Source organism: Amycolatopsis sp. NPDC024027 (assembly GCF_040638975.1).
In the GTDB taxonomy this organism is placed as follows: Bacteria; Actinomycetota; Actinomycetes; order Mycobacteriales; family Pseudonocardiaceae; genus Amycolatopsis.
In genome coordinates, this window is record NZ_JBEZYY010000003.1 from 53,048 (window position 1) to 78,507 (window position 25,460).

The following is a 25,460-nucleotide window of genomic DNA, read 5'->3' on the forward strand; positions in this document are numbered from 1 at the left end:
AGTAGAACTCGGCGGCAAACGGTGGGGTTTGCCGCCGAGCCGAAGTGCCGAAGATCGGGACGGCTGGGTTGCGACGTTGAAGCTGCACGTCGGGGTCCTCGGTCACCGACCGCAATGCCGTCACTGTCGGGTGGCCCTCGGCCAGGAGCCGTGCGTCGCTGCCCGGCGGCAACTCGCCCTCGACGACGACGGCGGCCCGGCCCGCCGCGGCGTCCCCACCTCGGCCCGGTTCGGGACGTTCAGGTTCAGGACCGTCCCGGCCGGCATTGCGGCGAGCCGGTCGGACAACGTCGCCGCGACGGCGACCGCGGTGTCCCCATGCTGTTCCGTGCCCGGTTCCGGTTCGACGTCGAGCGACACCGCGAGCGCGCGGGCCCCGTTGAGTGATGCCGTCAACGCCGCGCCGACGGTTCCCGAGTGCAGGACCGCGCGGGCGACGTTCGCGCCGCGGTCACCCGCACCGCGTGGTCCCGGCCGATGGGGTGCTGGGACAGTAGGCTCATCTCCTCCTGTCGAGCGACCCACGCCTCGTGCTCGGCCACGACGAGCTCGTTCAGCAGAGTCTCGGCCACCTCGCGCCACAGCTCCGGCGGGTGCAGGAACAGACCAGGCATGGTGTGACCTCCGCGCAGTCGGGGCTCGCGGCACTTCCGATCGCACTGTGGGAGCTCTCACCGGGCGTGTGGCTGATCGCCAAGGGCTTCAAGCCCTCACCTGACGACGCGGGTTGAGCGATTGTCCGGAACAGGGTGGTGGGTCAACGGGGACCGACCTGGCGCAGGTACCTCGGTACCTGCGCCAGGCCGGTCCGCACCCGGACTACCGGCTCACACGCGCTGGAGGGTGAATCGCTGGTTGGCACCGCCGCCCGGGGTCCACTGCGAGATGCGGGCGCCGTCGGCGGTCGACGCGCTGAACACGTCCATCGCCAGGCCGCTCTGGCGGTTGACCAGGCTCACCGTGCCGCCGCCCTGGTCCACCACGCGCCACTGCTGGCTCGCGGCGTTGGAATCGGGTTGCTGGCTGATGTCGGCGCCGGTGCTCGAACTCGCGACCTGCAACACCAGGCCGCTGTGCCGCGCCCGAATCCGGTAGTAGCCGCTACCCGAGTCGACGAAGTCGAACTGCTGGTTGAGCCCGCTGGACACCGACCACTGGATCAGCAGCGCGCCGGCCGCGGTGGACGCGCCGTTGATGTCCGAGGCCTTGCCGCTGTGCTGGGCCACCAGCCGGTAGTACACGCCGGTCTGCGGACCGCTGCCGACGCCCGCCGTCTCCACCGGTCGCCGGGACAGCGCCAGGGCCTGGCCGACATCCGGCAGGGGCCGCAGCCGGTAGGTGTAGGAGTAGTCCCGGTTGGCGAACAGCTTGTACTGGTCCAGAGTCTGCGCGCCCCAGCTGTCGTTGCCGCCGACGCCCATCTGGCGGTGGTTGAGCCGCAGCACGACCTCCGGCCGTCGCGTCAACTGGTAGTCGTGCCGGACACCGGTCGACAGGTCCTCCGGGGTGAAGTGCGACGCGTTCACCTCCAGCAGCGGTTCGCCGAACGCGAGCAGGCCACGGCCGCTGCCGTTGACCAACGCCACCCACCGCACGTCGGTCTTGTTGCCGTTCTCCTGCGGCCGGATGTAACCGGTCCACTGCCCCGAGACGGTCGAGGAGTACACACCGACGTCGGACCCGCTGTTGCGGTCCCAGTGGTTCTCCTCCGGCCCACGGCCGTAGTAGCGCACCTGCTCCAGGTCCGCGGGCAGGAACAGGATCGTGCCCACCTCCGGGATGTACGGCAGGCTGGTCGCCCCGGGGTGCAGGGTGTTGTCCACCTTGATCTCCCCGTTGCCGTACACCGTGTACGTCGTGGTGTACGTCGACGTGGTGCTGGTCGGCAGGGTGCCGGTGACCGCGATCCGGACGGCGCGGTCCGACGGCTTGCTGACGGAGAACCCGGTCACGGTCCGGTCCAGGCCGGCACGCCGCCAGGTGCCGTTGCGGCTGGGCTGGCCGTTGCCCCGGTCGTTGTCCGTGGGCGCGCGCCAGAAGTTCGGCACCGGGCCGGAGTTGACCAGCCGCACGCCCATCGCGTCGAACGAGCTGATCGTGCCGGTCGCCTTGGCGAAGACGACGGTGAAGTCCGTGCCCGCGACGGTGACTCGGTCACTGGCCTCGGTGACCGTCAACGCCGGCACGTCCGCCACCGGCGTCGGCACGACGGGCGGGCTGGAGAAGTTCACCGGGAGCTGTTGCCGCGCCACCTCGTACCCCGCGTCGGCCCAGGCCGTGGTGGTCGTCAGGGTGAACGACAGTTCGAGGAAGTGCTCCTCACCCGGTGCCGGGGCGGTCGGCCGCTGCACGGGCAGCTGCACGGTCTTGCTCGTCAACGGCGCGATGTCGAGCTGCGCGGCGGTGAGCGCTCCACTTTGGACGACTGTGCCGTCGGCGACCAGCGCCCACCGGCCGGTGAACTCGTTGACGTTGGTGAACAGGTGCTCGTTGGTGATCTTGACGACTCCGCTGGTGACGTCCGCGCCCGCCGAGACGGTGATCGCCTGGTAGACCCGCTTGACCTCGGCCGCCTTGCCGGACGGCCGCCGGTCCGCGGTGACGATGCCGTTGGCGCAGAAGTTGCCGTCGTTGGGGTTGTCTCCCCAGTCGCCGCCGTACGCGAGGTAGGTCCCGCTGCCGCCCGACGGGATCGGCCGGCGCAGGCCCTGGTCGACGAAGTCCCAGATGTACCCGCCTTGCAGGACCGGATAGCGCCGGACGATGTCCCAGTACTCCTTGAAGTTGCCGGTGGAGTTGCCCATCGAGTGCGAGTACTCGATCATCACGTACGGGCGGGTGTCGGAGGTGTCCCTGGCGCGGCTCTCGACCGTGGACGGGCTCTCGTACATCCGGGACCTGATGTCGCTGACCTCGCGCCGGTTGTCGCCCTCGTACTGGATGATCCGGGTCGGGTCGGCCGAGCGGATCGCGTTGCGCATCGTCACGAAGTTGCTGCCGCCGCCCGCCTCGTTGCCGAGCGACCAGATGACGACCGACGGGTGGTTCTTGTCGCGGTGCACCATCTGGACGGCCCGGTCCACGACGGCCGCGGTCCAGGCGGAGTTGGAGTCGGGGTAGTTGTCCCGCACGCCGTGGGTCTCCAGGTTGGCCTCGTCCATGACGTAGAGGCCGTACTCGTCGGCGAGGTCGTACCACACCGCGTTGTTCGGGTAGTGCGAGGTCCGGACGGCGTTGATGTTGAGCCGCTTCATCAGCTTGATGTCGGTGACCATGTCCTCGCGGGTCAACGCCTGCCCGCGGTCGGGGTTCGTCTCGTGCCGGTTGGTGCCGCGCAACGACACGGGCTGACCGTTGATCCGCATCAGGCCGCCCGAGAGCGTGAACTCGCGGAAGCCGACCCGTGCCGACGCGGTCTGGGTGACCGCGCCGGACGCGTCGCGCAGTTGCAGCACGGCGGTGTAGAGGTTCGGGTGCTCGGCCGACCAGAGCTTCGGGCCCTGGACGGCCTGGGAACCCTGCGCCGTCGCGTCCTGTCCGACCGGCACCGCGCCCACGTTCACCGGTACCCGCAGGGGCGACGGCCAGACGGCCTGCCGGTTGGTGTCGTAGAGCTGGACCTCCACCGAGTACGTCCCCGACTGCTGCGCGCCGCGGTTGCGCACCGCGACCTTCACCGCCAGGTCGGCGTTGGTGTAGTTGTCCCGCAACGGGGTGGTGAGCGTGAAGTCGCGCAGGTGCACCGCGGGCACCGAGTACAGGAAGACCGGCCGGAAGATCCCGGACAGCCGGATCATGTCCTGGTCCTCCAGCCAGTCCCCGTCCGGGAACCGGTAGACCTCGACCGCGACCAGGTTGGAGCCGGCCCGGACGTAGTCGGTGACGTCGAACTCGGCCGGCGTGTACGAGCCCTCGCGGTACCCGACCTTCGTTCCGTTGACCCACAGGTAGAACCCGGACTTGACGCCCTCGAAGTGCAGGTGGACCCGCCGCCCCTGCCAGGCGGCCGGGAGGTCGAACCGCCGGCGGTACTGGCCGACCGGGTTGAACCGCGTCGGCGCGAACGGCGGCTGGGCGTTCTCGTTCTGCCCGTTGGCGCCCCACCAGGGGTAGGTGTAGTTGACGTAGATCGGGAAGTCGTAGCCGTGCTGCTGCCAGTTGGCGGGTACCGGGATGGTCGGCCAGGCGGTGTCGTCGACGTCGGTGCGGTGGAAGTTCAGGTCACGGTCGGCGGGCTTGGCGACGTGCTTGAACCGCCACGTCCCGGTGAGGTCGAGCCGGTACGGCGACGTGGTGCGGTCGGCGTCCAGCGCCTGCTGGAGGTCGGCGTACGGCATGGAGGTCGCGTGCGGCGGCTCCGAGTTGACCTCGAAGATCCCGATGTTGTTGTTCCACTCGGGGTAACCGTTGGGCGGGTCCACCCACGCCGCCGCGAGTTCGGGTGCCGCGCCCGACGCGATCCCGCCCGGCAGAGCCACGGCCCCCAGAGCGGCGAGCCCCCCGCCGAGAACCGTGCGCCGGCGGATGGATCGTCCTTGGTCCTGCGGTTCGGACATCATCGTCTCCCGTGAGTGCGTGGAACGGTGGTGGCGGCGTCAGGTCCGCAGCTTCCGCTGCCGGTTCAGTCCGGGCTGTGCTTCGACATCGCCCAACGCGGGCACCACCAGCGGCACCGGGATCGTCGGTGCGGGGTGGGTGCGAGGTGGCCGACCGCGCGACATCCGGCTGGGGCGCGGGCTCTTCAACGGTCGGGAACGCCGACCCGCTGATCGGAGTAGCTCGTGTTGTCGATGTGCAGGTACATCACGTACGTCCGGGTGGTGGCGTTGTAGAGGACCTCGGGCCGTTCGACGAGGGTGAAGGTGCTCGCCGCCGCGTGGGGCCGCGGCGCGCCGGCACCAGCACCCCGGCCAGGACGACGAGCAGGGCGAGCGGCCGGTTCGCCTGGCACCTCGGAACCTGGTGCGGTGAGCTGGACATCGGTGCCCTCTCCACGGGAGCAGTCGGTGTCGAACCGGTTGGCTCGATGGGTTCGCCAGGATGGTACGAACCCGGTCGGCGGCAGGTCAACGACGTCTTGCGCCCGACGGCGGCAGGTGATCATCCGCCGGACGTCGCCGCAGCCCGGGGAGCGCCATGGATCCTTTGTGCCGTCTCGATATCGCCGAGTGTGACCGAGCGGATCCGGCAGCCACTCCCCGACGGCGAGACCGCGCGGGACGTGAAATTTACGCCGCCACCGAGCAGGCCGTCGAATCGGTTCGAAGACGGCCGGTCACTGGTTGCGCAGCACGATCTCCAGGTTGTGCGCCTCTTCCTCCGTCTGCGGGCCTGCGGCTCCGAACGCCTTCAGCTTGCCTGCGCTGGTGCTGCGCCCGACCGACAAGCAGACCGTCGAGAGGACGTTCGGCGCGATCCGGTCGCTGCTGTTCGAGGCGCTACCCGGCTACACCGGCGTCGACGTCTACGACCGCGGCGCCGATCCCGAGGCCGACGCGACGTTCACGGTCGAGGCGATGGCGAGCCTGATCGCGACCTGGACCGTCGGAGTGTGGCAGAACCGGCGCCTCGGCGAGCACTCCCCGGCTTGGGACCCGGGCGGGGTCCACAGCCCCGAACACGCTGTTCGCCGCGGCGAGGAACCAGGGCGGGTTCGTGATGCAGATCTCAGCTCGGGATCTGGTAAGCAGCTTTCCGAATGCACTCAAACCTCGTACGGACTTACGTGTGTCGCTTCGTGGTAACCGAGTTCGATCAGCCTGGTGCGGAGGGCGGCGAACCCCACGTCATGCCGACTGCCGCTGAGGGTGCGCAAAGCGTTCAGGGCCGTCTGTGCGATGTGGTGGCTTTCCCACCCATCACCGTGTCCTTGGAGGAGCAGAAGGATTTGCACGAGAACCTTGACCGGGACCGCAGTGCGTTCGGCGTCAAGGAGAGCGGTCCAGAAGGCGGAATACCGGCGGTGTCGGGTCCACCGGCTGCGCCGAGTGGGTCACGATCGTGGCCCCAGGGGGCGGCGACGGCGAGGTTGTCGGTCAGTGCGACCTCGATGATCCGGTCGACAGGGCCGGCTCCGTCGAGGATCTGCCGCGCGACCTCGGCGTCGTGGTAGTTCACCACGAGGTCGTTTTCCGGGCGGGGATGGGCCTGCCGGACATGATGCGCCGTCACCGCGGCCGCATCGCTGCCCTCCACCTCAAGGACCTCGACACGGCGCGCGTCCGAAACTCCAGGCGGAGCCGCTGCCCTGCATCGAGTCGATGGAGCAGGCTTCCGCCCTCGTCCTGAGCCCCTGATCCGGATCTCCGGGCTGCCGGATCAGCCGTCACCGCGGCGGTCTTCCGGTTCCCCGGGAGCGAGCACGATGTCGAACCGCACGCGCGACCAGGTGCCCTCGACCTGCCTCCCGTCGGGCGTAGGAGTCCCGGGCTCTTGCTTCTCGAAGTCGCGAATCAGGGACGGCCGGACGCCGAAGACACTGTCGTGCTCGAGGAGTTCGTCGCCGCGGACGAAGATGTGCGTGACCAGGGTGCGGCGGCCGGGGTGACTGACCATGAAGTGCAGGTGGGACGCGCGCATCGGGGACCGGCCCGCCGCTTCGAGCAGCCGGCCGACCGGGCCGTCGTGCGGGATCGGGTAGGGGGTCGGGGTGACGGCCCAGAAGCGGTAGCGGCCGTCCTCGTCGGTGTGCAGGTGCGCGCGGCCGGCGGTTCTCCCGTCGTCGTACTGCACGTCGTACCGCCCGTCGGCGTCGGCCTCCCACACTTCAATCCGGGCGTCGGCGAGCGGGGTTCCGTCGGTGCCGGTGACGGTGCCTTCGACCCAGCACGGCTCGCCCGCGGCCGGGCCGGCGATGTCGCCCCCGAGGGGGATCCGCGGTGCGCCGTCCACGAAGAACGGTCCGAACACGGTGGCTTCCGTGGCGTCACCGCGGGCCGGGTTGGCGACGGTGATCGTCTGCATGGACGCGCCGAGCACGTCGGAAAGCAGGATGAACTCCTGGCGCTTGTCGTCGGTGACGTGACCGCAGCGGGTGAGGAACTCGATGGCCGCGGCCCACTCCCGTTCGGTGAGCCGGACCTCGCGGATGAACGCGTGCAGGTGCCGGACGAGCCCGGTCAGCAGTTCCCGCAACCGGGGATCGGGGCAGGTGCCGAACGAGCGCACCACGCGGTCGAGCAGCTCCTGTTCGCGGGCGTGCTGGGCGGTGCTGGTGGTCAGCACTGGTCCTCCTTGACCTCGTCACACTGGCGGTAGCGACGGTAGAAGGGGAGCCGGTGCGAGGGGAATCGGTACTGTCACTCCTGCGCGTACGGGATTTCTTCAGTCCCGGCCCAGGCGGCCCGCAGCAGCGTCGTGAGGGTGCCGACGTCGAGTGGGGCGGGATTTCCCGGCGGGGCAACGGAAAGCACCGCCTCGGCGGCGCGGCCGATGCCGGCTTCGGGCATGCCGTAGTCCCGCAGGGCGACCGGGGCCGCGAGTTCCGCGCGCAGCTTCGCGAGCCCGGCGACCGCCGACGGCGCGTTCAACGCGGCGGCGATGCGGTGTTCCGCGTCGGGGGCCGCGGGCGCGTTCAGCGCGAGGACGTGGGGGAGGACCACCGCGTGCGTCTCCGCGTGGGGAAGGCCGAACATGCCGCCCAGGACGTGGCAGATCTTGTGGTGCAGCCCGGAGCCCGCCGACGCGAAGGCCACCGCGGACAGGTAGGCCCCGTAGAGGGTCTGTTCGCGGCCGGGTAGCCCGGCGGGGTCGCCGGCCACGCGACGGAGTCCCGCGCCGAGCGCGCGGATTCCTTCCCCGGCCAGCGCCGCGTTCACCGGATTCGCCCGTGGTGCCCACAGCGCGTCGACGCAGTGCGCCAGCGCGTTCAGCCCCGAAGCCACGGACAGGCCCACCGGGAGGGTGAGTGTCAGTGACGCGTCGTAGACCACCGTCCGGGGCAGCACGCGGGCGTCCGTCCCGGTGGTCTTGCGGTTCGCGTCGGTCAAGCCCCAGACGTCGGTCGCCTCGGAACCGGCGTAGGTGGTGGGAACCGCGATGATCGGCAAGCCGGTGGTGAGGGCGACGGCCTTCGCGAGCCCGGTGGTCGAGCCGCCGCCCACGGAGACGAGGGCGTCGACGTCGCGGGCGGCCGCCGTTTCGCGAGCCCGCCGGGCGACCGGCGCCGGGACGTGCTGGGCGACCTCGTGGTGCCACCCCGCGACCGGCAGGGTTCCGGCGACGCGCCGCGCGAGGTCCTTTTCGGACTCGGCCGCGATCACCATGATCCGCGCATACCCGCGTTCGGTGGTTTCCGCGGCCAGTTGGGCCGCCGCTTCGCCGGAGGCGAACCGGATCCGTTGCGGCAGTGTGTCGTGGACGAAACGCATGGGTTGCTCCCGGCTGCTCGTGGTGACCGGGAAGCTACGCGGCAAACTATCCACTTGACAAGTTTGCCGGGAGCCTTCACTCTCGTGAACACCGCTCGCCAGGCAGGCGCCGCGAAACCCTTGCCGGCGCAGTGCGCCTCAGCCGGACGCCTCCTCGAGGCGCATCCCGCTTCGCCACCACGAAGGCAAACCATGAACCCTCGCAACGACGTGATCGTCATCGGTGCCGGCTTCGCCGGGCTGACCGCCGCCAGAGAGTTGAGCCGGCACGGCAGGTCCGTGCTCGTCCTGGAAGCGCGTGACCGGATCGGCGGACGCACGTGGACCGAGACCCGGTTCGGGCTCCCTCTGGAACTGGGCGGCACGTGGGTGCACTGGACCCAACCGCACGTCTGGGCCGAAATCACCCGTTACGGCCTCGAAGTCACGCGGAGCCCGCTCCCGGAGCGGGCGTACTGGCACGCCGGAGGACGCTCGCACGAAGGCACGCCGGACGAGCTGCTCGCGCTCTTCGACCCCGGCATGACCACCATGCTCGCCGACAGCCGGAAGTGGTTCGACCGTCCTTACGAGCCGTTCCGGCGTGCGGACTTCGCCGCCCTCGACGGCGAATCCGTGCTCGACCGCATCGCCACCCTGGACCTGGCCGACGACGAGCGGGAACTGCTCGAAGGCATGTGGGCCCTCAACTTCAACGCCCCGCCGGAAACCGCGGGGTTGACCCAGGCGCTGCGCTGGTGCGCCGCGGCGTCGGGCAGCTGGCAGCTGCTCTTCGAGGCCTGCTCGACGGTCAAGCTCAAGCACGGCACCCGAAGCCTGGCCGAGGCAATGGCTGCCGACAGCGTGGCGGAGATCCGGTTCGGCACCGTCGTGACCGCGGTGACCCAGCACCCGGCAGGCGTGACCGTCACGACCGAACCGGGCGAAACCTTCGAGGCCGCCGACGTCGTGGTGACCCTCCCGCTCAACGTCCTCGGAAGCATCCGGTTCGCACCGGACGCCTTCGCCGGGGTCACGAGCCAGGCTTCCCAGGGCCTGAAGACCTGGATCAAGGTGCGCGGCGACGTCGAACCGTTCCTCGCCTTCGGCGGCAAGGACCTCCCGCTCACCTACGCGCACAAGGAGTACGCCGTCGACGGCGACTCGATCCTGGTCGCGTTCGGGCCCGAAGCCGCCCGGCTGCGTCCCGACGACGTCGACGGCGTGGCCAAGGCCCTCGCGGTCTGGCGCCCGGACCTCGACGTCGTGGACGCCGTCGGCCACGACTGGGTCGCCGACCGCTTCTCCGGGGAGACGTGGCCGATGCTGCGCCCGGGACAGCTCCGGCAGTTGCAGGCGCTCCGGCGGCCCCACGGCCGGGTCCACCTCGCCGGCTCCGACCACGCCACCGGCTGGGCCGGGTTCATCGACGGAGCCATCGAAACCGGGCTCACCACCGCACGCCGCCTCCTCGGCCCTTGACCCCACTCCCGACCACCACCGGAGACCCCCATGCCGGACACACCCCGGACCAGTTTGAAGAAGGACGCCCTCGGCATTCCCAGCCTGTTGTTCTTCGTCCTCTCGGCCCAAGCGCCGTTGACCGGCATCGTCGGCGCGGCCGGCCTCGCCATCGCGCTCGGCGACGGCGCCGGCGTGCCCGGTGCCTACCTGGTGGTCGGGCTGATCATCGTCGTGTTCGCCATCGGCTTCACGACCATCGCCCGGCACGTCGACACCCGCGGCGGGTTCTTCGCGATCATCCGCGCCGGCCTCGGCCGGCGGGCCGGGTCCGGCGGCTCGCTGCTCGCGTTGCTGTCCTACAACACGGTCCAGTGCGCGATGTACGGGCTCTTCGGCGTGAGCCTCTCCGGACTGGTCTCGCGGCAGCTCGGGGTGAGCACCCCGTGGTGGCTGTGGGTCGGCCTGGCCATCGTGCTGGTCTGGTTCCTCGGCTCCCGCAAGATCGAGCTCGGCGCCCGGGTGCTCGCCGTGCTGGTCGCGTGCGAGGTGCTCCTCCTGGTCGTCTTCGCCGTCGCGGTCCTGGCGACGCGCGGTCTGTCGGCACTCGACGTCCCGGCCAGCTTCAGCCCGGCCGCCGTGCTGGCCGGGGCGCCCGGCATCGCGATCATGTTCGGGATCGCCTCGATGTTCGGGTTCGAGTCCACCGCGATCTACTCGGCCGAGGTCAAGGACGCCCGGCGGACCGTGCCCCGGGCCACGTACGTCGCCGTCGTGCTCATCGCGGCGTTCCTCGCCCTCGTGACGTGGATGCTCATCACCTACTACGGCGCCGCGCACGCCCAGGACGCCGCCTTGACCGCGCTGAGCAGCGATCCCGCGGTCTTCGCCCTCACCCCGCTCAACGACGTGCTCGGCACCTGGGCCGGGACGGCCGCGGACGCCCTGCTGTGCACCTCGCTGTTCGCCGGCATCCTCGCGTTCCACAACATGGTGACGCGGTACTTCCACGCCATGGCCGGCGGCGGGATCTTCCCGGCCCGGCTCGAACGGACGAACCGGCACCAGGCCCCGGCGGCCGCCTCGCTGACGCAGTCGCTGCTCGCCGCCGTGGCCGTCGCGCCTTTCGCGGCATTGGGCGTCAACCCGATCGCCACCCTGTTCAGCTGGTTCAGCGGGCTCGCCGTCGGCGCCCTCGTCGTCCTCTACACCCTGACCTCGATCGCGGTGGTGGCGTACTTCCGCCGGAACCCGGCGGGGGCGAACGTCTGGACCGGGCTCGTCGCGCCGGCGCTGGCCACGGTGCTCATGCTCGGCGTCCTGGTCTTCGTGGTGGGCAACTTCGGGGTCCTCACCGGCGGCAGCGCGCTCACCGGCTGGCTCCTGCTCGCCTCCGTGCCCGTCGTCTTCGTGCTCGGGTGGACCGGCGCCCGGCGGGCGAAACCGGCCGTCACCGCCGTCGAAGTCGTCGAAATCGCGTGAACACCTCTGAGGGAGAAACCATGCAGCACCCCCTGTCCGCACTGACGTCCGACGAGATCCGGGCCACGAGGAAGATCCTCGACGAAGCCGGCCTCACCGGCGAACACACCCGGTTCTCCTACGTCATGCTCAGGGAACCGCACAAAAAGGACGTCCTCGCCTGGGACGGCACGAGCGCATTGCCGCGTGAGGTCTCCGTGCTGCTGACCCAGCTCGACCCGCTGTCGCTGAGCACCGCCGTCGTCGAGCTCGGCTCGGGAGAGGTCGTTTCGCGAACCGAACTCGACCCGGCCGCGGTCGGCTTCGGACCTTGCCTGGACGAGGACTACGACCTGGTCGAGGAGATCGTCCGGACCGACCAGCGGTGGCTGGACGCGCTCGCCAAGCGCGGCATCACCGACGCCGGGAAGGTCCGGGCGGTGCCGCTGTCGGCCGGCGTCTTCGGCTACGACGACGAGGTCGGCGCCCGCGTGTACCGCGTTCTGTCTTTCTACCAGGAAAAACCGGGTGAGCTGCCGTGGGCGCATCCGGTGGGCGGCGTCATCGCCCACGTCGACGTCGGCAACCGGAAGGTGCTGCGCGTGGTCGAGACCCACGTCGAGCACGTGCCCCGGGAGTCCGGCGACTACCTGGACGACGCCGTCCGCGGCCCCGAGCGCACCGACCTGAAGCCGATCGAGATCACCCAGCCCGAAGGCGTGTCCTTCACCTTCGAAGACGGCGTGCTCAGCTGGCAGAACTGGCGGATCCGGCTCGGCTTCAACGGCCGCGAAGGCCTGACCCTGCACCAGATCTCCTACGGCGACCGGCCGATCGTCTACCGGGCGTCGGTGGCCGAGATGGTGGTCAACTACGGCGATCCCGGACCGACGCACGGCTGGCAGAACTACTTCGACCTCGGCGAGTACCAGTTCGGCCGGCTGGCGAACTCCCTGGAGCTGGGCTGCGACTGCCTCGGCGAGATCACCTACGCCGACGCGGTGGTGGTCGACGACCACTGCGAACCGAAGACCATCCGCAACGCGGTCTGCATCCACGAAGAGGACATCGGCGTGCTGTGGAAGCACAACGACTACTTCACGGGCACTTCGGAGACCCGTCGCCAGCGTCGCCTGGTCGTGTCGTTCTTCGGCACCATCGGCAACTACGACTACGGCTTCTACTGGTACTTCACCCTCGACGGGACGATCGAGCTGGAGGTCAAGGCCACCGGGATCCCCTTCCCGTCCGGCTACGACGGCGAAGACCCGTACTTCGCCGAGCTCGCGCCCGGGCTCGGCGCGCCGGTGCACCAGCACCTGTTCTCCGTCCGGCTCGACCTCACCGTGGACGGCGTGCGCAACCACGTCGACGAACTCGAGGTGGCGCCGGTCCCGATGGGCGAAGGCAACCCGTGGGGCAACGCGATCGGCCGCAAGCGCACGCGGTTGCACACCGAAGCCGACGCCCAGCGGGTCGCGGCGAACCACCTCGGCCGGGTCTGGGCCGTGTCGAGCACCGACCGCACCAACCGGCTGGGCCGGCCCACGTCGTACGTCCTGCACCCGCAAGGGCAGCCGACCCTCCTCGCGGACGAAGCCTCGTCAATCGCCCACCGAGCCACGTTCGCCCGCAAGCACCTGTGGGTGACGCGGTACGACCGCGACGAGCTGTGGCCGTCGGGCTACACCGTCAACCAGAACCCGGGCGGCGACGGCCTGCCGGCCTACGTGGCGGGCAACCGGCCGGTCGACGGCGAGGACATCGTGCTGTGGCACACGCTCGGGCTGACGCACTACGTGCGGCCGGAAGACTGGCCGATCATGCCGGTCGACCACGCCGGCTTCAAGCTCAAGCCGGACGGCTTCTTCGACCGCAACCCCACCCTCGACGTGCCCGACCTGAGCAAGCGGCACACCGGGTGCGAGTGCGATGGGTGACCGCTCTCTTCGGGCCTGGCTGGCCGCGTTGGCGCTGCTGGGCGCCGTCGCGCACGCCGGTGCCGGGCTGATCGATTCCGGCCCCGGGCTCGCCGTGGTGTTCGCGGTGATGGCAGCGGCGTGCGTGCCGTGTGCGGTGCACGTCTGGCGGCACGACAGCGCCCGGGCGTTGCTCCTGATGGGCGTCACCGCCGCGGCGATGGTCCTCGTTCACCTCGTGCTCATGGCGCCGGCCCACGGCGGCCACGGCTCGCTCGCCGTGCTCACCGTCGTCGAATCCCTGGTCGCGGCGGGCGTCTGGTACGCGCTGCGGCACCGTTCCCGAGAACTGGAGCAGTCATGACCGCCTTCACCACCGACCTGTACCTCGACGGGGCCTGGGTGAGCGGGGGAGCGGGGACCTTCACCACGCTCAACCCCGCCACGGGGGAGCCCCTCGCCGAGGTCGCTTCGGCCGGGCGGGCCGACGTCGACCGGGCGGTCGCGGCGGCCACGCGCGCACTGCGCGGCGACTGGGCGGCGACCCCGCCGTCGCGAAAGGGCGCCCTGCTCCACCGGCTCGCCGACCTCGTCGAGCGGGACGCCGACCGGCTGGCGTGGCTGGAGTCCCTCGAGATGGGCGCGCCGGCCGGGATCGCGCAGGGCCTGTTCGTGCCCAACCTGATCGCGTCGCTGCGGTACTACGCGGGTTGGGCCGACAAGATCAACGGCGACCAGCTGAGCACCGACGGCTACTTCGGCCGGGCGACGCACTCCTACACCCGCCGCGAGCCCGTGGGCGTGATCGCCGCGATCGTCCCGTGGAACTCGCCGCTGATGATCCTCGGCTGGAAGCTGGCCCCGGCCTTGGCCGCCGGGAACACGGTCATCGTCAAGCCCGCCGAGGACGCCTCGCTGGCGATCCTGCACCTGGCGGAGCTGGTCGCCGAAGCCGGGTTCCCGCCGGGCGTCGTGCAGGTGCTGCCGGGGATCGGGAGCGTGACCGGGGAAGCCCTGTCCGTCCACCCCGGCGTGCACAAGGTCAGCTTCACCGGCTCCCCCGAGACCGGCCGGCGGATCCTGCGCAACTCCGCCGGCAGCTTCAAGCGTACGACCCTGGAACTGGGCGGGAAGTCCCCGCAGATCGTCTTCGCCGACGCGGACCTCGCCGCGGCGGTCCAGGGCGTGGCCACCGGCATCTTCACCAACCAGGGCCAGGTCTGCGCCGCGGGCAGCCGGATCTTCGTCCAGCGCACGGTGCTGGACGACGTGCTCGGCGGGCTCGAAGCGGCCGCCGTCGCGCAGGTGCTGGGCGACCCGTTCGACCCGGCCACCACCATGGGGCCGCTCATCAACGCGAACCAGCGCGAACGCGTCCTCGGCTACATCCACAAAGGACAGGGGGAGGGCGCCAAGCTCGTCGCCGGCGGCGGAAAACCGGACGGACCGGGCTTCTTCGTGCGGCCGACCGTCTTCGCCGGCACCAACGACCTCACCATCGCGCGCGAGGAGATCTTCGGCCCGGTCGCCACGGTGATCCCGTTCGACGACGACGCCGAGGCGATCGCGCTGGCCAACGACAACGACTACGGCCTGGCGGCCACCGTGTGGACCCGCGACGTCGGCCGGGCGCACCGCGTTTCCGCGGCGCTGCAGGCCGGTGCGGTGGGCGTGAACGGCTGGTCGCCGCTCGCGCCGCAGCTGCCGTGGGGCGGCCTCAAGGCCAGCGGCATCGGCCGCGAGCTCGGCTACGAAGGGATCCTCGCCGACACCGAGGCCAAGACCGTCACGATCGTGCTGTGAGGAGCGCAATGACACTCGAAGAACTGACCCGGCGCGTCGAGGTGCTGGAGGCCGAAGCCGAGATCCGCCGGGTCCAGGCGCGGTACATGTTCCTGTGCGACACGCCGAACCCCGAGTACGGCGTGCCCGACGACGCGAAGCGGATCGAGCTGATCCTCGAGCTCTACACCGAGGACGCGGTCTGGGAGGGCGTCGGGGAGTACTACGACAACCAGTTCGGCCGGGTGGAGGGAAAGCAGGCGATCCGGGAGCACTTCCAGCGGTTCTGGGGCGAGAAGCAGGACCCGGCGCTGCTGCTCAACGCCCACTACCTGACGTCCGAGCAGATCCACGTCGACGGCGGCACCGCGACCGGGCAGTGGATCCACATGCAGCCGTGGCTGTTCTCCGACGGCAAGTCGCTGCTGCGCTCCAGCCGGCTGAACAACGCCTTCCGCAAGGAACCCGACGGCCGCTGGAAGATCACCCGCACCCGGACGGAGAACGTCTTCGTCGCCCCGCTGCCGGACCACTTCGCCAGCGACTACCCGGCGGCGTCGGTGCTGCTCAGGCCATGACCGGCGAGGTGGTCGTCCACATCGTCGACGACGACGAGGACCTGCGGCAGTCGCTGGCGTTCCTGCTGGGGAGCGTGGGCATCCAGGCGCTGACCTACCCGGACGCCCACGCCTTCCTCACCGAGTTCGACCCGGCCGAGCCCGCGGTCGTCATCGTGGACGTGCGGATGCCGGGCCTGAGCGGGTTCGGGCTGCAGGAGGAGCTGACCGGCCGCGGGTACCCCGCGCCGGTCGTCTTCTGCTCCGCCCACGGCGACATCCCGATGTCCGTGCGAGCCCTCACCCGCGGTGCGGTGAACTTCCTCGAGAAGCCGTACGAGCCGCAGAAGATCCTCGAAGTCGTGCAACAGCAGCAGGCCGAAGCCGGTCGCCGGTTCGCTTCGCACGCCGCACGGCAGGAGGTCGTGCGGCGGCTCGGTGGGCTCACGCAGCGGGAGCGCGAGGTGCTGCGGTTCGTCATCGACGGGATGCCCAGCCAGGCGGTCGCCCACCGGCTGGGCACCAGCGTGAAGACGATCGACGTGCACCGGGCGCGGATCAAGGCCAAGACGGAGGCCGAAAGCCTGGGCTCCCTGGTGCGCGACATCTTGGCGCACCGCGTCGAGGTCTAGGCCCTCAGCGCGTTCTCCACCCGGCAGCCAGTGGCGAGCAATGCGGTTTCCTCGCCACTTCTGCCCACCAGCTGTATCCCGAGCGGCCGTCCGTCCGATGCCGACAGCCCGGGCACGGCGACCGCGGGCAGGCCGAGTGCCTGCCACGGGCGGCTGAGCACCGGGTCGCCGGTCGCGTGGAGGCCGGCCGGTGCCGGGCCAAGAGCCGCCGGACCGAGGATCGCGTCGTACGACTCCAGCAGCAGGGTGATCCGGGCCCGTGCGTCCCGGATGACGCGCATCGCCGCCGCGTACTCGGCTTCGGTCGTTTCGAGTCCGGTCCGCAGCAGAGTCGCGAGGGGAACGCTCAGCCGCGAGATGTGCGCCAGCTCCGCCGCGCGCTCCCGCGCCGCCTCATACGCCATCACCACCGGGTGTGCGGCCGTCAACGCGGCCACCGAAGCCGGGAACTCGTCGAGCACCGCTCCGGCCGCGGCCAACCTGCGGGAAGCGAAGTCGACGGCCGCGCGCATCTCCGGCTCGACGGGCGGGCGCCACAGCAAGAGCCGTGGACGGGCCGGTAGCCCGGCCTCGGGCTCGCCGGTGAGCGCGGAAAAGGCCAGCGCCAGGTCGGTGACACCGGCGGCGAAGGCCCCGTGGCTGTCGAGACTCGGGCTGAGCCCGGTGACACCGTCCATGGGGAACCGGCCGTGGCTCATGACCAGGGACGCCACCCCGCAGAATGACGCGGGCCGCGTGACCGAGCCCGCGGTCTGGGAGCCGAGCGCCAAGGGCACCTGGCCCGCGGCAACCGCGGCGGCCGAGCCGCTCGACGAGCCGCCGGGCGTGTGGCCGAGTGCGCTGGGGTTGTCCGTGGGACCGGGGGAGAAGTAGGCGAACTCGGTGGTGACGGTCTTGCCGACCGGGACGGCCCCGGCCGCGCGCCAAGCCGTCACGATCGCGGCGTCGGACTCGGCGGCCCGCGCGTCCGTGCGCAACGGCGAACCGCAGCGGGTCGGGAACCCGACGACGTCGATGATGTCCTTGACGCCCAAGGGAACCCGGCCGTCCGCAGGAAAGTTCAGCTCGACCCAGGCCTGCAGCCGCGGTTCGGTCTCGGCGATCCGCTCCCGCGACCGGGCCAACGGGGTCGGTTCCCGCAGGGACCACGGCGCACGCAGGCCGGTCACACTTCCTCCCAGGCGGCGTCGGCGACCCAGTAGTCCATTCCGCTCTCGCTCACGCCGTGCCGCCACTCCGACGTCCGTTTGAGCAGCGGCTCGACCCGGGCGGTGACCGCGTCCGCGGCGTCCGGACCGTCGCCGGGCACCTGCCAGTGGACCCAGTTCAGCTCCCGGCCTCCATCGTCGTGGACGAACAGGTCCACGTGCCGCCAGCCGTAGCCGTGGGTGTCGTTGTAGCAGGTCAGCGTCATGCGGTGCACGGCGTTCCCTCCCCGCTCAGGCGGCCGGCGTGCTCAGGCTGTGGAACCGGCGCTGGAAGTACACGAGCGCGCCGTGCTCGGAGCTGCTGGCCACCGCCTCGACCTCGACGAACAGCACCGAGTGGGACCCGAGCTCCTGATCGGCGACGATCCGGCCGACCACCGACGCGGGGGCGCCGGCCAGCAGCGGGACGCCGTGGGTGTCGGTGTCCCACGGGCCGTCGGCGAACCGCTCCTCGGTGGGCACCCGGGTCGCGCCGGCGAAGTGCCGGGCCAGCTCCTCGTGACCCGCGCCGAGGACGTTGACCGCGATCCGGCCGTTCCCGACGAGCACGGCGTGCGAGCGGCTCGACCGGTTGACGCAGACAAGCATCGTCGGTGGCGAGTCGGTCACCGAGCACGCGGCGCTGACGGTCATCCCGGCCTTGCCGTACGGGCCGTCGGTGGTGATCACGTTGACCGCGGCGGACAGGTTGGCCATCGCGGCGCGGAAGTCCCGCTGCGTCCGGGTCAGTTCGGTCACGCTTCCTCCCGTTGCTGGACAGGGTTCGACCGTAACCGCGAGCCGAACCCGGCCGGTATTGAGAGTTCTCCCGCTCCGGCTAAGGGTTTCCCCTAGCGAGCGGCAGCGCGAAGCCGAACCGCGAGCCGCCTTCCGGCCGCCGCTGCGCCCAGATCCGGCCGTGCTGGCGGGTGATGATCCGGTAGGACAGGGCCAGCCCGATCCCGCTGCCGCGCTCCTTGGCCGTGAACGACTGGGCGAACGGGTCGTGCGGCAGGCCGCGCCCCTGGTCGTCCACGGTGAGCACGCCCTCGTCGCCGTCGATCGTGGTCGTCAGCACCATCCGCCGGTCCTCCGGCGGGCACGCGGCCAGCTCGTCGATCGCGTTGAAGCAGAGGTTCAGCAGCACCTGCCCGGTGAGCACGCGCTCGCACCGCACCGGCACAGGCTCGGGATGCTCCCGCACGACGATCTCCACCCCGGCCGCGTCGGCACGCAAGCGGACGAAGTACAGGCACTCGGCGAGGATCTCGCCCAGGTCCGCGACCTGCCGGACGTGCTCCAGGTGCCCGACGAAGGCACGTACCGCACTCACGATCGTGCTGGCGCGGTCGATCTGCCGCACGGCGCTCCCGATCCCGAAGGTGAGCGGCTCGGCCGCGGCCTGGGACAGCTCGCCCGCGGCGGTCAAGGCTTCGGCGTGCCGGGTGGCCCCGCCGAGGAAGTTTCCGGCCGCGGCGAGAGGCTGGCCGAGCTCGTGCGCGATCGCCATCGCCATGTCACCCATCGCCGTGTAGCGCGCGAGGTAGTTCTCCCGCTGCAGCTCACGCTCCCGCCGAACCTCCTCGTGCACGCGCCCGGACACGTCGTGCAGGAGCATCAGCCACGCGTCGTCGACGTCTCTCAGCCGTTCCAGGCTGCCCTCCAGCCACACCGGATCGACCTCACCCCGGACTGCCAGCTGCACCGCCGTGACCGGGACGGCGCGGTCGCGGACCGCGTCCCAAGTGGACGGACGGCCACCGAGCCGCAGCGTCCCGTGGCGCTCCAGCGGGCCGAGTTCGCCGGCCGGATCCGCGCCCAGGAGGGCGAGTGCGGTGTCGGTGGCGAACCGCACGTGACCGGTCCGGTCGAGCATCAGCGCGACCGTGGAGGTGTGGTGCGCGAGCGCGTCGACGTAGGAAGTCGTCAGCCGCAACCGCTGCTCGATTTCCTGTTCGCGTTCGATGTCGCGGAACTGCACCATCACCGCCGGACCCTGGGCCAGCTCGACGCGGACCGCGTGGACGTCCGTGGGGATCACCCGGCCCGACCGGCTGCGGTAGTGCCACTCGTACCGGCAGGTGCCCTTCTCGACGGCTTCCTGCAGCAACGCCCGGCCGATGACGCGGTCGTACTGCTGCGCCGAGCTGCTCATGTCGTTGGCCTTGAGCGGCCGCAGCTCGCTGACGCTCCAGCCCAGCAGCTCGCTCGCGGCCGGGTTGGCCCACAGGATCCGCTTGGTGTCCGCGTCGTGCACAAGAACGCACATGCGGCTGGCGTGCATCATCGCGACGAAGTCGCCGGTGACCAGCTCGGGGGCACGGGGATCCACCTGCATCGGGCCAGCGTAAGCCTGTCGGCGCCGCCGCGCGCTGAAGGAATCCCCTACGCCGGGCGTGGGCACTACCAATTTCGCCCGCCCGCCCGGCTCCCTACTTTCGAAGAGCAAGCTGCGACGAGGAGGAGGCGCGATGGCGCACGAAAACGAGCTCGCGGGCGTGCTCGCCGAACTCGCCGAGCGGAGGCTCGAGTTCCGCGAGCAGCGGTACGTGCCGAAGGACTTCATCGCCCGGCTCAAGCAACTCGGCCTCTACCGCGCCGCGACCCCGGCGAAGTTCGGCGGCGAGCCGCTGCCACCCGCCGAGTTCCTGGACCGCATCGAGCGGATCTCCGCGGTCGACGGTTCGACCGGCTGGGTCGCGAGCTTCGGCTCTTCGCTGATCTACCTGGCCGCGCTGCCCCTGGAAACGCAGGCCGAGCTGTACCGCGACGGGCCGGACGTCGCCTTCGCCGGCGGGCTGTTCCCCATGCAGGCCGCCGCGCCCACCGAACGCGGTTACCTGGTCGACGGGCACTGGAAGTTCGCGAGCGGGTGCATGGGCGCCGACGTGCTCGGCGTCGGGCTCGCCGGCGACGCCGACACGGCCGGCAAGCCGCGCACGGCGCTGCTGCGCCCGGACCAGTGCGAGATCATCCAGGACTGGGACGTCGTCGGCATGCGCGGCACCGGTTCGTTCGACGTCGTGGTGCGCGGCGTCGAGGTCCCTCGCGAATGGACGTTCATCCGGGGCGGCGAGCCCACAGTGGACGAACCCCTCTACCACTACCCGGCGCTCGCCTACGCCTCGCAGGTGCTCTCGGTGGTCAGTGCCGGTGTCGCGCGCGCGGCGCTCGACTACGCGAAGGAGGTCGGCGGCGGGTACGCCGGGGTGACCGGCGCGCCGAAACTCGCCGAGCGCCCGTACTACCGCATCGAGGTCGCCCGGGCCGAAGCGGAGTTCCGGTCGGCGCGAGCGTGGTTCTACGACCTGAGCGACGAGGTGTGGCAGGAGGTCCTGGCCGGACGTCCCGCCACCGACGCGCACAACGCCGAACTGCGGCTCGCCGCGGCCCACCTCGCCAAGGTGTGCTCCGACGTCGTCGGCAGGCTGGTCGAAATCTCGGGAACCGCACCGATCCACGTCGGACACCCGCTGCAGGACCTGGCCGGCGACGCGCTCGTGCCCAAGCAGCACGCGTTCCTGGGCCCGTCGGTCTTCGACGCGGCCGGTGCTGTCCTGATGGGACTGCCGCCCACCACGCCCGGCTTCCGCTGACCCCCACCCGACCACAAGGAGACCGGATGCGCGTGCTCTTCTGCATCGGCATCAACCAGAACTTCTTCGATCTGCCCGCCGACGGCATCACCACCGGGCACGTGTGGCAGGCGACCGTATCCATGATGGACAGCCTCAAGGCGTTGCCGGGCGTGGACTTCATCGCCGACTTCGACGACGACGCCCACGTGGTCGGCCCGTCGGGCGGCTGGCCGTGGACCTGCTACCTCCTGGCCGACGTCGACAGCCAGGAGACCGTCAAGGCCGCCTGCAACCTCTTCCGCACCACCCCGGTGGGTGACGGTGAAGCCAAGCTGTGGCGGTTCGCCAAGGTCGAAGCCCGCATGGGCCGCGCGCTCACCGTGCGCGAAGACGTCGAGCTGCCCGACTGACCCCGGACGGAGGATCATGACCGACAACATCGTGGCGAGCGCGCCCGCGGACCTCGTCCGCGAAGACCGCGTCGCCGGCCGCCTGTACACCGATCCGGAGATCTTCGAGCAGGAGCTGACGAGGATCTTCGAGCGGACTTGGGTGTGGGTCGCTCACGACAGTGAGCTGCCCCGGCCCGGGACGTTCAAGTCGACGTTCGTCGGCCGGCAGCCGGTGGTGGTGACCCGGGACCGCAAGGGCACCGTCCACACGCTGGTCAACCGCTGCCGGCACCGCGGCGCGAGCCTCTGCGAGAAGCCGTACGGGCAGGCCAACGGGTTCACCTGCCCGTACCACGCCTGGTCCTACGGCCTCGACGGCACGCTGCGCGGCGTCCCCTACCCCGACGGCTACGAAGGGGTGCTGGACAAAAAGGACCTCTCGCTGCGGAAGCTGCGTACCGAAAGCTTCCACGGGATGATCTTCGCGACGTTCGCCGAGGACATCGAGCCCCTGGAAGACTTCCTCGGCGACGCCAAGCTGTGGATCGAGCGGTTCTTCAAGCAGGGCGGCGGTTACCCGGTCAAGGTGCTCGGCCGGCACCGGTTCAGGTTCCGCGGCAACTGGAAGATCCAGCTGGAGAACACCACCGACGGCTACCACTTCCCGATCGTGCACCGCTCCTGGATGGCGTCCGTCGACGCCGAAACCGCGGACATGATGTCGTTCATGACCGACCCCGCGGCCATCACCCACCACCTGGGCAACGGCCACAGCGTGAGCATCATGGTGCCCGACCACGCCGACCTGGACGCCGACGACGGCACCGAGCCGCTGCAGCCGCGGTTCGACGGGCTCGTCGCGGAGCTGAAGCGGCAGGGCCTGGACGACCTGGGCGTTCGCAAGCTGGTCCGGGCCATGCACGGGACCGGCTCCAACCTCAACCTGTTCCCGAACGTGTCGATGTCGATCTCGTTCCTCCGGGTGCTGCGCCCGATCTCGGTCGACGAGACGGAGATCGAACACGTGGCACTCGGCCCGGACGGGCCCGCCGGGATCGTCGACCCGGTGAACCGGGAGCGGCTGCGCATCCACGAACACTTCCAGGGCCCGTTCGGCTTCGGCACCCCCGACGACGCCGAGGGCTGGGACCGCGTCCAGCGCGGTGCCCGGGCCGTTCCCGAGATGCCGATCCTGGTCAACCGCGGCCTGGCGCGGGAGAAGACGAGTCCGGAAGGCTGGCCGACCTCGCACGTCACCGACGAGACCGGCATGCGCGCGGCCTACCAGCAGTGGAAGCGGATGATGCACGATGACTGAGGCAACCGCCGTGACCCCGGTTTCCGCCGACCCCCGGGTGCAGCGGGCGATCGAGCTGATCTGGCGCGAAGCCGAGCTGCTCGACCGCAAGGAGTACGAGGCCTGGAACGGGCTCTACACCGAAGACGGGTTCTACATCATCCCGGTCGACCCGGACACCCAGGACTTCGCGGGCACCCTGAACATGGTCTACGACGACGCCCGGATGCGGCGGATGCGCGTCACGCGCATGACCGAGGGCTACGCCATCGCGGCCGTCGACGCGGCCCGGACCGTCCGGACCGTGTCCCGGTTCGTCGCCGAGTCCGTTTCGGACACCGACGTCGTCGTCCGCTCGGCGCAGGTCCTCGTCGCCTACAAGCGCGGCCACCACGACATCTGGGCGGGAGACCTCGTTCACCGGATCCGGTTGTCGGGCGAGGGGGACCGGATCGTGCAGAAGGTGATCCGGCTCGTCGACTGCGACGACGTCGTCCCGGCCGCGGGGTTCCTGCTGTGAGCGCCGGGCAGGTCGCGGTGGTCACGGGCGGGGCGAACGGGCTCGGTGAGGCGATCGTGCGCCGCCTGCACGCCGACGGCTACCGAGTCGCCATCGCGGACCTCGACGGCTCCGCGGCCGACGCCCTGGCGAAGGAACTCGGCCACCGGGGGAGTGGGTATGCGGCCGACGTGGGCGACCGCGCCGCCCTGGAGCGCCTGCTGGCCGCGGTGCTGGCCGATTTCGGCGCTGTGCACATCCTCGTCAACAACGCCGCTCGCACCCAGGCCAGGCCGGTTTTCGACATCACGCCCGACGAGCTCGAAGCCGTCATGAAGACCAACTTCGGCGGGACGTTCACCGCCTGCCAGGTCTTCGGTGCCCACCTGGCCGAGCGCGGCTACGGGCGCATCGTCAACATGGCGTCCCTGGCCGGGCAGAACGGCGGGACCGCGACCGGCGGGCACTACGCGTCGTCCAAAGGGGCGATCCTGACCGCGACCAAGGTGTTCGCCCGGGAACTGGCGTCGCGGGGAGTGACGGTCAACGCCGTCTCGCCCGGCCCGCAGGACAGCCCGGTGGTGCGTTCGCTCATCGGCGAGGAGAACCTCGAGGACTACGTGAAGAACGTCCCGGTGGGCCGGCTCGGCGACCCGGCGTTCATCGCCCGGATGGTCGCCCTGCTCGTGTCCCCGGAAGCCGCGTCGGTCACCGGCGCCTGCTGGGACGCCAACGGCGGGTTGTACCTGCGATGACGGTCATCAAGGTCCGCGTCGCGGAGGTCACCGAGGAGGCCGCCGGCGTCCGTGGCCTGCGCCTGGTCCGCGACGACGGCCAGCCGTTCGACCGGTACGAGGCCGGGGCGCACATCGACGTCAAGGGGCCGACGGGCGTGCTCCGGCAGTACTCGGTGTGCAGCCCGCCCGAGGACATGTCGGCGTTGCTCATCGCGGTCAAGCTCGAGCCGGCCTCGCGAGGGGGCTCGGCGGCCCTGCACACCGTCGAGCCGGGCGACACGCTGGAGATCGGCGCACCGCGGAACCTGCTGCGCCTGGCCGAAGAGGCGGATCGCCACGTCCTCGTCGCCGGCGGCATCGGGATCACGCCGCTCTTGAGCATGGCGCACGAGCTGCATCGGCGTGACCAGGAGTTCGAACTGCACTACTTCGCCCGGAAGCGTGACGAAGCGGCGTTCGCCGACGTGCTGGAGCACCGCGCCGCGTTCCGGGACCGGGTGCGGCCGCACTTCGGGGTGCCCCGGGCCGAGCAGCCCGCGCTGCTCGAAGCGGCCGCGTCCCGGCTCACCTCGGCGAGTCACGTCTACACGTGCGGGCCGGACGGGTTCATGGCGCGGGTCTCGGCCGTGTTCGCCCCCGTCGTGGGGGAGGGGCAGGTCCACATCGAGCACTTCGTGGCCACCGAAGCCGACACCGGCCAGGATCGGCCCCTGACCGTCGAGCTCGACACCGGTGAGGTCTTCGACGTCCCCGCCGGCAAGTCCATCCTCGCGGTGCTGACCGAGAACGGCATCGACGTGTTCAAGTCCTGCGAAGAGGGGATCTGCGGCTCCTGCGTCTCCGGGGTCCTGGACGGCGTCCCCGACCACCGCGACCAGTGCCTCTCCGCGGCGGAGAAGGCGGCCGGCGACCGGATGGCGCTGTGCGTCTCCCGCGCGGTCGGTGAACGGCTGAAGATCGAACTGTACTGACCGGCACCTGCCGGTGGCCCGCCGTTACGCTTGTCCTGGACGAGCGTCGGGAAGGGCACGATGAGCGGAGTGGCGTACGGGAGCGGCCGGCAGGCCCTCTTGGAGGCGACGATCCGGATCGTCGCGACCCAGGGACTGCGGGGACTGACCTACCGCGCGGTGGCGGCCGAGGCGGGGGTCACGCACGGCTCCGTCCGGTATCACTTCGGCGACCGCGCGACGCTCATCGAAGAGGCGCTGGTGTACTGCGTCGAGCGCAGCATCGAGGGTACGGAGCTGACGTCGGACCTGCCCGGCTTCGACGGCTTCGCCCGCGGGCTCGTTTCCTTGGTCGTGGCCGACCCCGACGCGCAGGCGTTCCAGTACGAGCTGATGCTCGAGGCTCGCCGGCGACCCGAACTGCGCGACACCGTCCGCCGCGTCAACGAGTCCTACCGCGTCGCCACCCACCAGGAGCTCGCCCGCCACGGCCTCGACGACCCGGACCTGACCGATCTGGTCTGCGCCGCCCTGGACGGCCTGGTCTTCCAGCAGACCGCTTTCGCCGACACCACGCGGACCGAGCACGCCGTGAAGGTGCTGCGCAAGCTGCTCGAAACCTACGCCGCGGCCGGGAAAGCCCACCGCGGCTGACGGCCG

26 protein-coding genes are annotated in these 25,460 nt (G+C 70.8%); 15 read left to right on the top strand and 11 right to left on the bottom strand.

The features are described 5' to 3' along the window. Positions 1–120: 120 nt before the first annotated feature. The 4 genes from AB0F52_RS09355 to AB0F52_RS09370 form a co-directional block, all read right to left on the bottom strand. Positions 121–396, bottom strand: a complete 276-nt coding sequence (locus tag AB0F52_RS09355) for a 5'/3'-nucleotidase SurE (protein ID WP_360166830.1) — start codon at positions 394–396, stop codon at positions 121–123. Continuing rightward, positions 393–614, bottom strand: a complete 222-nt coding sequence (locus AB0F52_RS09360; RefSeq protein WP_360166833.1) for a hypothetical protein — start codon at positions 612–614, stop codon at positions 393–395. Before AB0F52_RS09360 ends, AB0F52_RS09355 begins: the two co-directional genes overlap by 4 nt. Before the next feature lie 213 nt (positions 615–827). After that, the gene (locus tag AB0F52_RS09365) at positions 828–4,556 is read right to left on the bottom strand and encodes a glycoside hydrolase family 2 TIM barrel-domain containing protein (protein ID WP_360166835.1); all 3,729 of its coding nucleotides are present in this window, start codon (positions 4,554–4,556) and stop codon (positions 828–830) included. Positions 4,557–4,741: 185 nt separating this feature from the next. Continuing rightward, positions 4,742–4,951: a hypothetical protein gene (locus AB0F52_RS09370; protein ID WP_360166838.1), complete on the bottom strand. Its 210-nt coding sequence runs from the start codon at positions 4,949–4,951 to the stop codon at positions 4,742–4,744. Between the two features lie 331 nt (positions 4,952–5,282). On the opposite strand from AB0F52_RS09370, the gene AB0F52_RS09375 reads away from it, so the two are divergent. After that, on the top strand, positions 5,283–5,744 hold the full coding sequence (locus AB0F52_RS09375) for a hypothetical protein (RefSeq protein ID WP_360166841.1): 462 nt from the start codon (positions 5,283–5,285) through the stop codon (positions 5,742–5,744). 76 nt (positions 5,745–5,820) lie between these two features. On the opposite strand, the gene AB0F52_RS09380 is transcribed toward AB0F52_RS09375, so the two are convergent. From AB0F52_RS09380 to AB0F52_RS09390, 3 genes are all read right to left on the bottom strand, one after another. Beyond that, entirely contained in the window at positions 5,821–6,195 is a 375-nt protein-coding gene (locus AB0F52_RS09380; RefSeq protein WP_360166844.1) for a hypothetical protein, read from the bottom strand. Between the two features lie 123 nt (positions 6,196–6,318). Next, complete coding sequence (locus AB0F52_RS09385; RefSeq protein ID WP_360166847.1) at positions 6,319–7,224, bottom strand: intradiol ring-cleavage dioxygenase; 906 nt, start codon at positions 7,222–7,224, stop codon at positions 6,319–6,321. 74 nt (positions 7,225–7,298) lie between these two features. Then, positions 7,299–8,369: a maleylacetate reductase gene (locus AB0F52_RS09390; RefSeq protein WP_360166850.1), complete on the bottom strand. Its 1,071-nt coding sequence runs from the start codon at positions 8,367–8,369 to the stop codon at positions 7,299–7,301. A 192-nt stretch (positions 8,370–8,561) separates the two neighbouring features. Here AB0F52_RS09390 and AB0F52_RS09395 point away from each other — a divergent pair, with 192 nt between their 5' ends. Genes AB0F52_RS09395 through AB0F52_RS09425 form a run of 7 tightly spaced genes read left to right on the top strand, consistent with a single transcriptional unit; the run spans position 8,562 to position 16,160 of the window. Beyond that, positions 8,562–9,830 carry an NAD(P)/FAD-dependent oxidoreductase gene (locus AB0F52_RS09395; RefSeq protein WP_360166853.1) on the top strand — a complete coding sequence of 423 codons (1,269 nt, stop codon included), beginning with the start codon at positions 8,562–8,564 and terminating at the stop codon, positions 9,828–9,830. 30 nt (positions 9,831–9,860) lie between these two features. Beyond that, positions 9,861–11,291: an APC family permease gene (locus tag AB0F52_RS09400; protein WP_360166856.1), complete on the top strand. Its 1,431-nt coding sequence runs from the start codon at positions 9,861–9,863 to the stop codon at positions 11,289–11,291. Further along, positions 11,288–13,210, top strand: a complete 1,923-nt coding sequence (locus AB0F52_RS09405) for a primary-amine oxidase (protein WP_360166859.1) — start codon at positions 11,288–11,290, stop codon at positions 13,208–13,210. The genes AB0F52_RS09400 and AB0F52_RS09405 overlap by 4 nt, the downstream gene beginning before the upstream one ends. Further along, positions 13,203–13,553 carry a hypothetical protein gene (locus tag AB0F52_RS09410; RefSeq protein WP_360166862.1) on the top strand — a complete coding sequence of 117 codons (351 nt, stop codon included), beginning with the start codon at positions 13,203–13,205 and terminating at the stop codon, positions 13,551–13,553. The genes AB0F52_RS09405 and AB0F52_RS09410 overlap by 8 nt, the downstream gene beginning before the upstream one ends. Further along, a complete protein-coding gene (locus AB0F52_RS09415) occupies positions 13,550–14,992 on the top strand; it encodes an aldehyde dehydrogenase family protein (RefSeq protein WP_360166865.1) in 1,443 nt (480 codons plus the stop codon). The genes AB0F52_RS09410 and AB0F52_RS09415 overlap by 4 nt, the downstream gene beginning before the upstream one ends. 8 nt (positions 14,993–15,000) lie before the next feature. Beyond that, complete coding sequence (locus AB0F52_RS09420; RefSeq protein WP_360166868.1) at positions 15,001–15,549, top strand: nuclear transport factor 2 family protein; 549 nt, start codon at positions 15,001–15,003, stop codon at positions 15,547–15,549. Continuing rightward, a complete protein-coding gene (locus tag AB0F52_RS09425) occupies positions 15,546–16,160 on the top strand; it encodes a response regulator (RefSeq protein ID WP_360166871.1) in 615 nt (204 codons plus the stop codon). Before AB0F52_RS09420 ends, AB0F52_RS09425 begins: the two co-directional genes overlap by 4 nt. Here AB0F52_RS09425 and AB0F52_RS09430 read toward each other — a convergent pair. From AB0F52_RS09430 to AB0F52_RS09445, 4 genes are all read right to left on the bottom strand, one after another. After that, positions 16,157–17,329 (bottom strand): amidase, encoded by a 1,173-nt coding sequence (locus tag AB0F52_RS09430; RefSeq protein WP_360166874.1) that lies wholly within the window; start codon positions 17,327–17,329, stop codon positions 16,157–16,159. The two genes, AB0F52_RS09425 and AB0F52_RS09430, sit on opposite strands and share 4 nt — an antisense overlap. After that, entirely contained in the window at positions 17,326–17,574 is a 249-nt protein-coding gene (locus AB0F52_RS09435; protein ID WP_360168272.1) for a hypothetical protein, read from the bottom strand. Before AB0F52_RS09435 ends, AB0F52_RS09430 begins: the two co-directional genes overlap by 4 nt. A gap of 25 nt (positions 17,575–17,599) precedes the next feature. After that, a complete protein-coding gene (locus AB0F52_RS09440) occupies positions 17,600–18,106 on the bottom strand; it encodes a flavin reductase (protein WP_360166877.1) in 507 nt (168 codons plus the stop codon). A 79-nt stretch (positions 18,107–18,185) separates the two neighbouring features. Then, on the bottom strand, positions 18,186–19,685 hold the full coding sequence (locus tag AB0F52_RS09445) for an ATP-binding protein (RefSeq protein ID WP_360166880.1): 1,500 nt from the start codon (positions 19,683–19,685) through the stop codon (positions 18,186–18,188). Positions 19,686–19,818: 133 nt separating this feature from the next. On the opposite strand from AB0F52_RS09445, the gene AB0F52_RS09450 reads away from it, so the two are divergent. From AB0F52_RS09450 to AB0F52_RS09480, 7 genes are read left to right on the top strand one after another with little or no spacing between them, the layout of a single operon-like run. Continuing rightward, on the top strand, positions 19,819–20,943 hold the full coding sequence (locus AB0F52_RS09450; RefSeq protein WP_360166883.1) for an acyl-CoA dehydrogenase family protein: 1,125 nt from the start codon (positions 19,819–19,821) through the stop codon (positions 20,941–20,943). A 26-nt stretch (positions 20,944–20,969) separates the two neighbouring features. Next, a complete protein-coding gene (locus tag AB0F52_RS09455; RefSeq protein WP_360166886.1) occupies positions 20,970–21,335 on the top strand; it encodes a hypothetical protein in 366 nt (121 codons plus the stop codon). A 16-nt stretch (positions 21,336–21,351) separates the two neighbouring features. Further along, positions 21,352–22,635 (top strand): aromatic ring-hydroxylating dioxygenase subunit alpha, encoded by a 1,284-nt coding sequence (locus AB0F52_RS09460; RefSeq protein WP_360166888.1) that lies wholly within the window; start codon positions 21,352–21,354, stop codon positions 22,633–22,635. After that, the gene (locus AB0F52_RS09465; RefSeq protein ID WP_360166891.1) at positions 22,628–23,134 is read left to right on the top strand and encodes an aromatic-ring-hydroxylating dioxygenase subunit beta; all 507 of its coding nucleotides are present in this window, start codon (positions 22,628–22,630) and stop codon (positions 23,132–23,134) included. The genes AB0F52_RS09460 and AB0F52_RS09465 overlap by 8 nt, the downstream gene beginning before the upstream one ends. Beyond that, positions 23,131–23,868, top strand: a complete 738-nt coding sequence (locus AB0F52_RS09470) for an SDR family oxidoreductase (RefSeq protein ID WP_360166894.1) — start codon at positions 23,131–23,133, stop codon at positions 23,866–23,868. The genes AB0F52_RS09465 and AB0F52_RS09470 overlap by 4 nt, the downstream gene beginning before the upstream one ends. Continuing rightward, positions 23,865–24,821, top strand: coding sequence for a PDR/VanB family oxidoreductase (locus tag AB0F52_RS09475; RefSeq protein ID WP_360166897.1), 957 nt, complete (start codon positions 23,865–23,867; stop codon positions 24,819–24,821). Before AB0F52_RS09470 ends, AB0F52_RS09475 begins: the two co-directional genes overlap by 4 nt. Before the next feature lie 60 nt (positions 24,822–24,881). Continuing rightward, positions 24,882–25,454 (top strand): TetR family transcriptional regulator, encoded by a 573-nt coding sequence (locus AB0F52_RS09480; protein WP_360166900.1) that lies wholly within the window; start codon positions 24,882–24,884, stop codon positions 25,452–25,454. Positions 25,455–25,460 lie beyond the last annotated feature (6 nt).

Bases quoted from the DNA above. Each gene is read 5' to 3' on its own strand.
- AB0F52_RS09360 (WP_360166833.1), bottom strand. From the start codon at position 614: ATGCCTGGTCTGTTCCTGCACCCGCCGGAGCTGTGGCGCGAGGTGGCC.
- AB0F52_RS09365 (WP_360166835.1), bottom strand. From the start codon at position 4,556: ATGTCCGAACCGCAGGACCAAGGACGATCCATCCGCCGGCGCACGGTT.
- AB0F52_RS09390 (WP_360166850.1), bottom strand. From the start codon at position 8,369: ATGCGTTTCGTCCACGACACACTGCCGCAACGGATCCGGTTCGCCTCC.
- AB0F52_RS09395 (WP_360166853.1), top strand. From the start codon at position 8,562: ATGAACCCTCGCAACGACGTGATCGTCATCGGTGCCGGCTTCGCCGGG.
- AB0F52_RS09400 (WP_360166856.1), top strand. From the start codon at position 9,861: ATGCCGGACACACCCCGGACCAGTTTGAAGAAGGACGCCCTCGGCATT.
- AB0F52_RS09410 (WP_360166862.1), top strand. From the start codon at position 13,203: ATGGGTGACCGCTCTCTTCGGGCCTGGCTGGCCGCGTTGGCGCTGCTG.
- AB0F52_RS09415 (WP_360166865.1), top strand. From the start codon at position 13,550: ATGACCGCCTTCACCACCGACCTGTACCTCGACGGGGCCTGGGTGAGC.
- AB0F52_RS09420 (WP_360166868.1), top strand. From the start codon at position 15,001: ATGACACTCGAAGAACTGACCCGGCGCGTCGAGGTGCTGGAGGCCGAA.
- AB0F52_RS09425 (WP_360166871.1), top strand. From the start codon at position 15,546: ATGACCGGCGAGGTGGTCGTCCACATCGTCGACGACGACGAGGACCTG.
- AB0F52_RS09435 (WP_360168272.1), bottom strand. From the start codon at position 17,574: ATGACGCTGACCTGCTACAACGACACCCACGGCTACGGCTGGCGGCAC.
- AB0F52_RS09445 (WP_360166880.1), bottom strand. From the start codon at position 19,685: ATGCAGGTGGATCCCCGTGCCCCCGAGCTGGTCACCGGCGACTTCGTC.
- AB0F52_RS09450 (WP_360166883.1), top strand. From the start codon at position 19,819: ATGGCGCACGAAAACGAGCTCGCGGGCGTGCTCGCCGAACTCGCCGAG.
- AB0F52_RS09455 (WP_360166886.1), top strand. From the start codon at position 20,970: ATGCGCGTGCTCTTCTGCATCGGCATCAACCAGAACTTCTTCGATCTG.
- AB0F52_RS09460 (WP_360166888.1), top strand. From the start codon at position 21,352: ATGACCGACAACATCGTGGCGAGCGCGCCCGCGGACCTCGTCCGCGAA.
- AB0F52_RS09465 (WP_360166891.1), top strand. From the start codon at position 22,628: ATGACTGAGGCAACCGCCGTGACCCCGGTTTCCGCCGACCCCCGGGTG.
- AB0F52_RS09475 (WP_360166897.1), top strand. From the start codon at position 23,865: ATGACGGTCATCAAGGTCCGCGTCGCGGAGGTCACCGAGGAGGCCGCC.
- AB0F52_RS09480 (WP_360166900.1), top strand. From the start codon at position 24,882: ATGAGCGGAGTGGCGTACGGGAGCGGCCGGCAGGCCCTCTTGGAGGCG.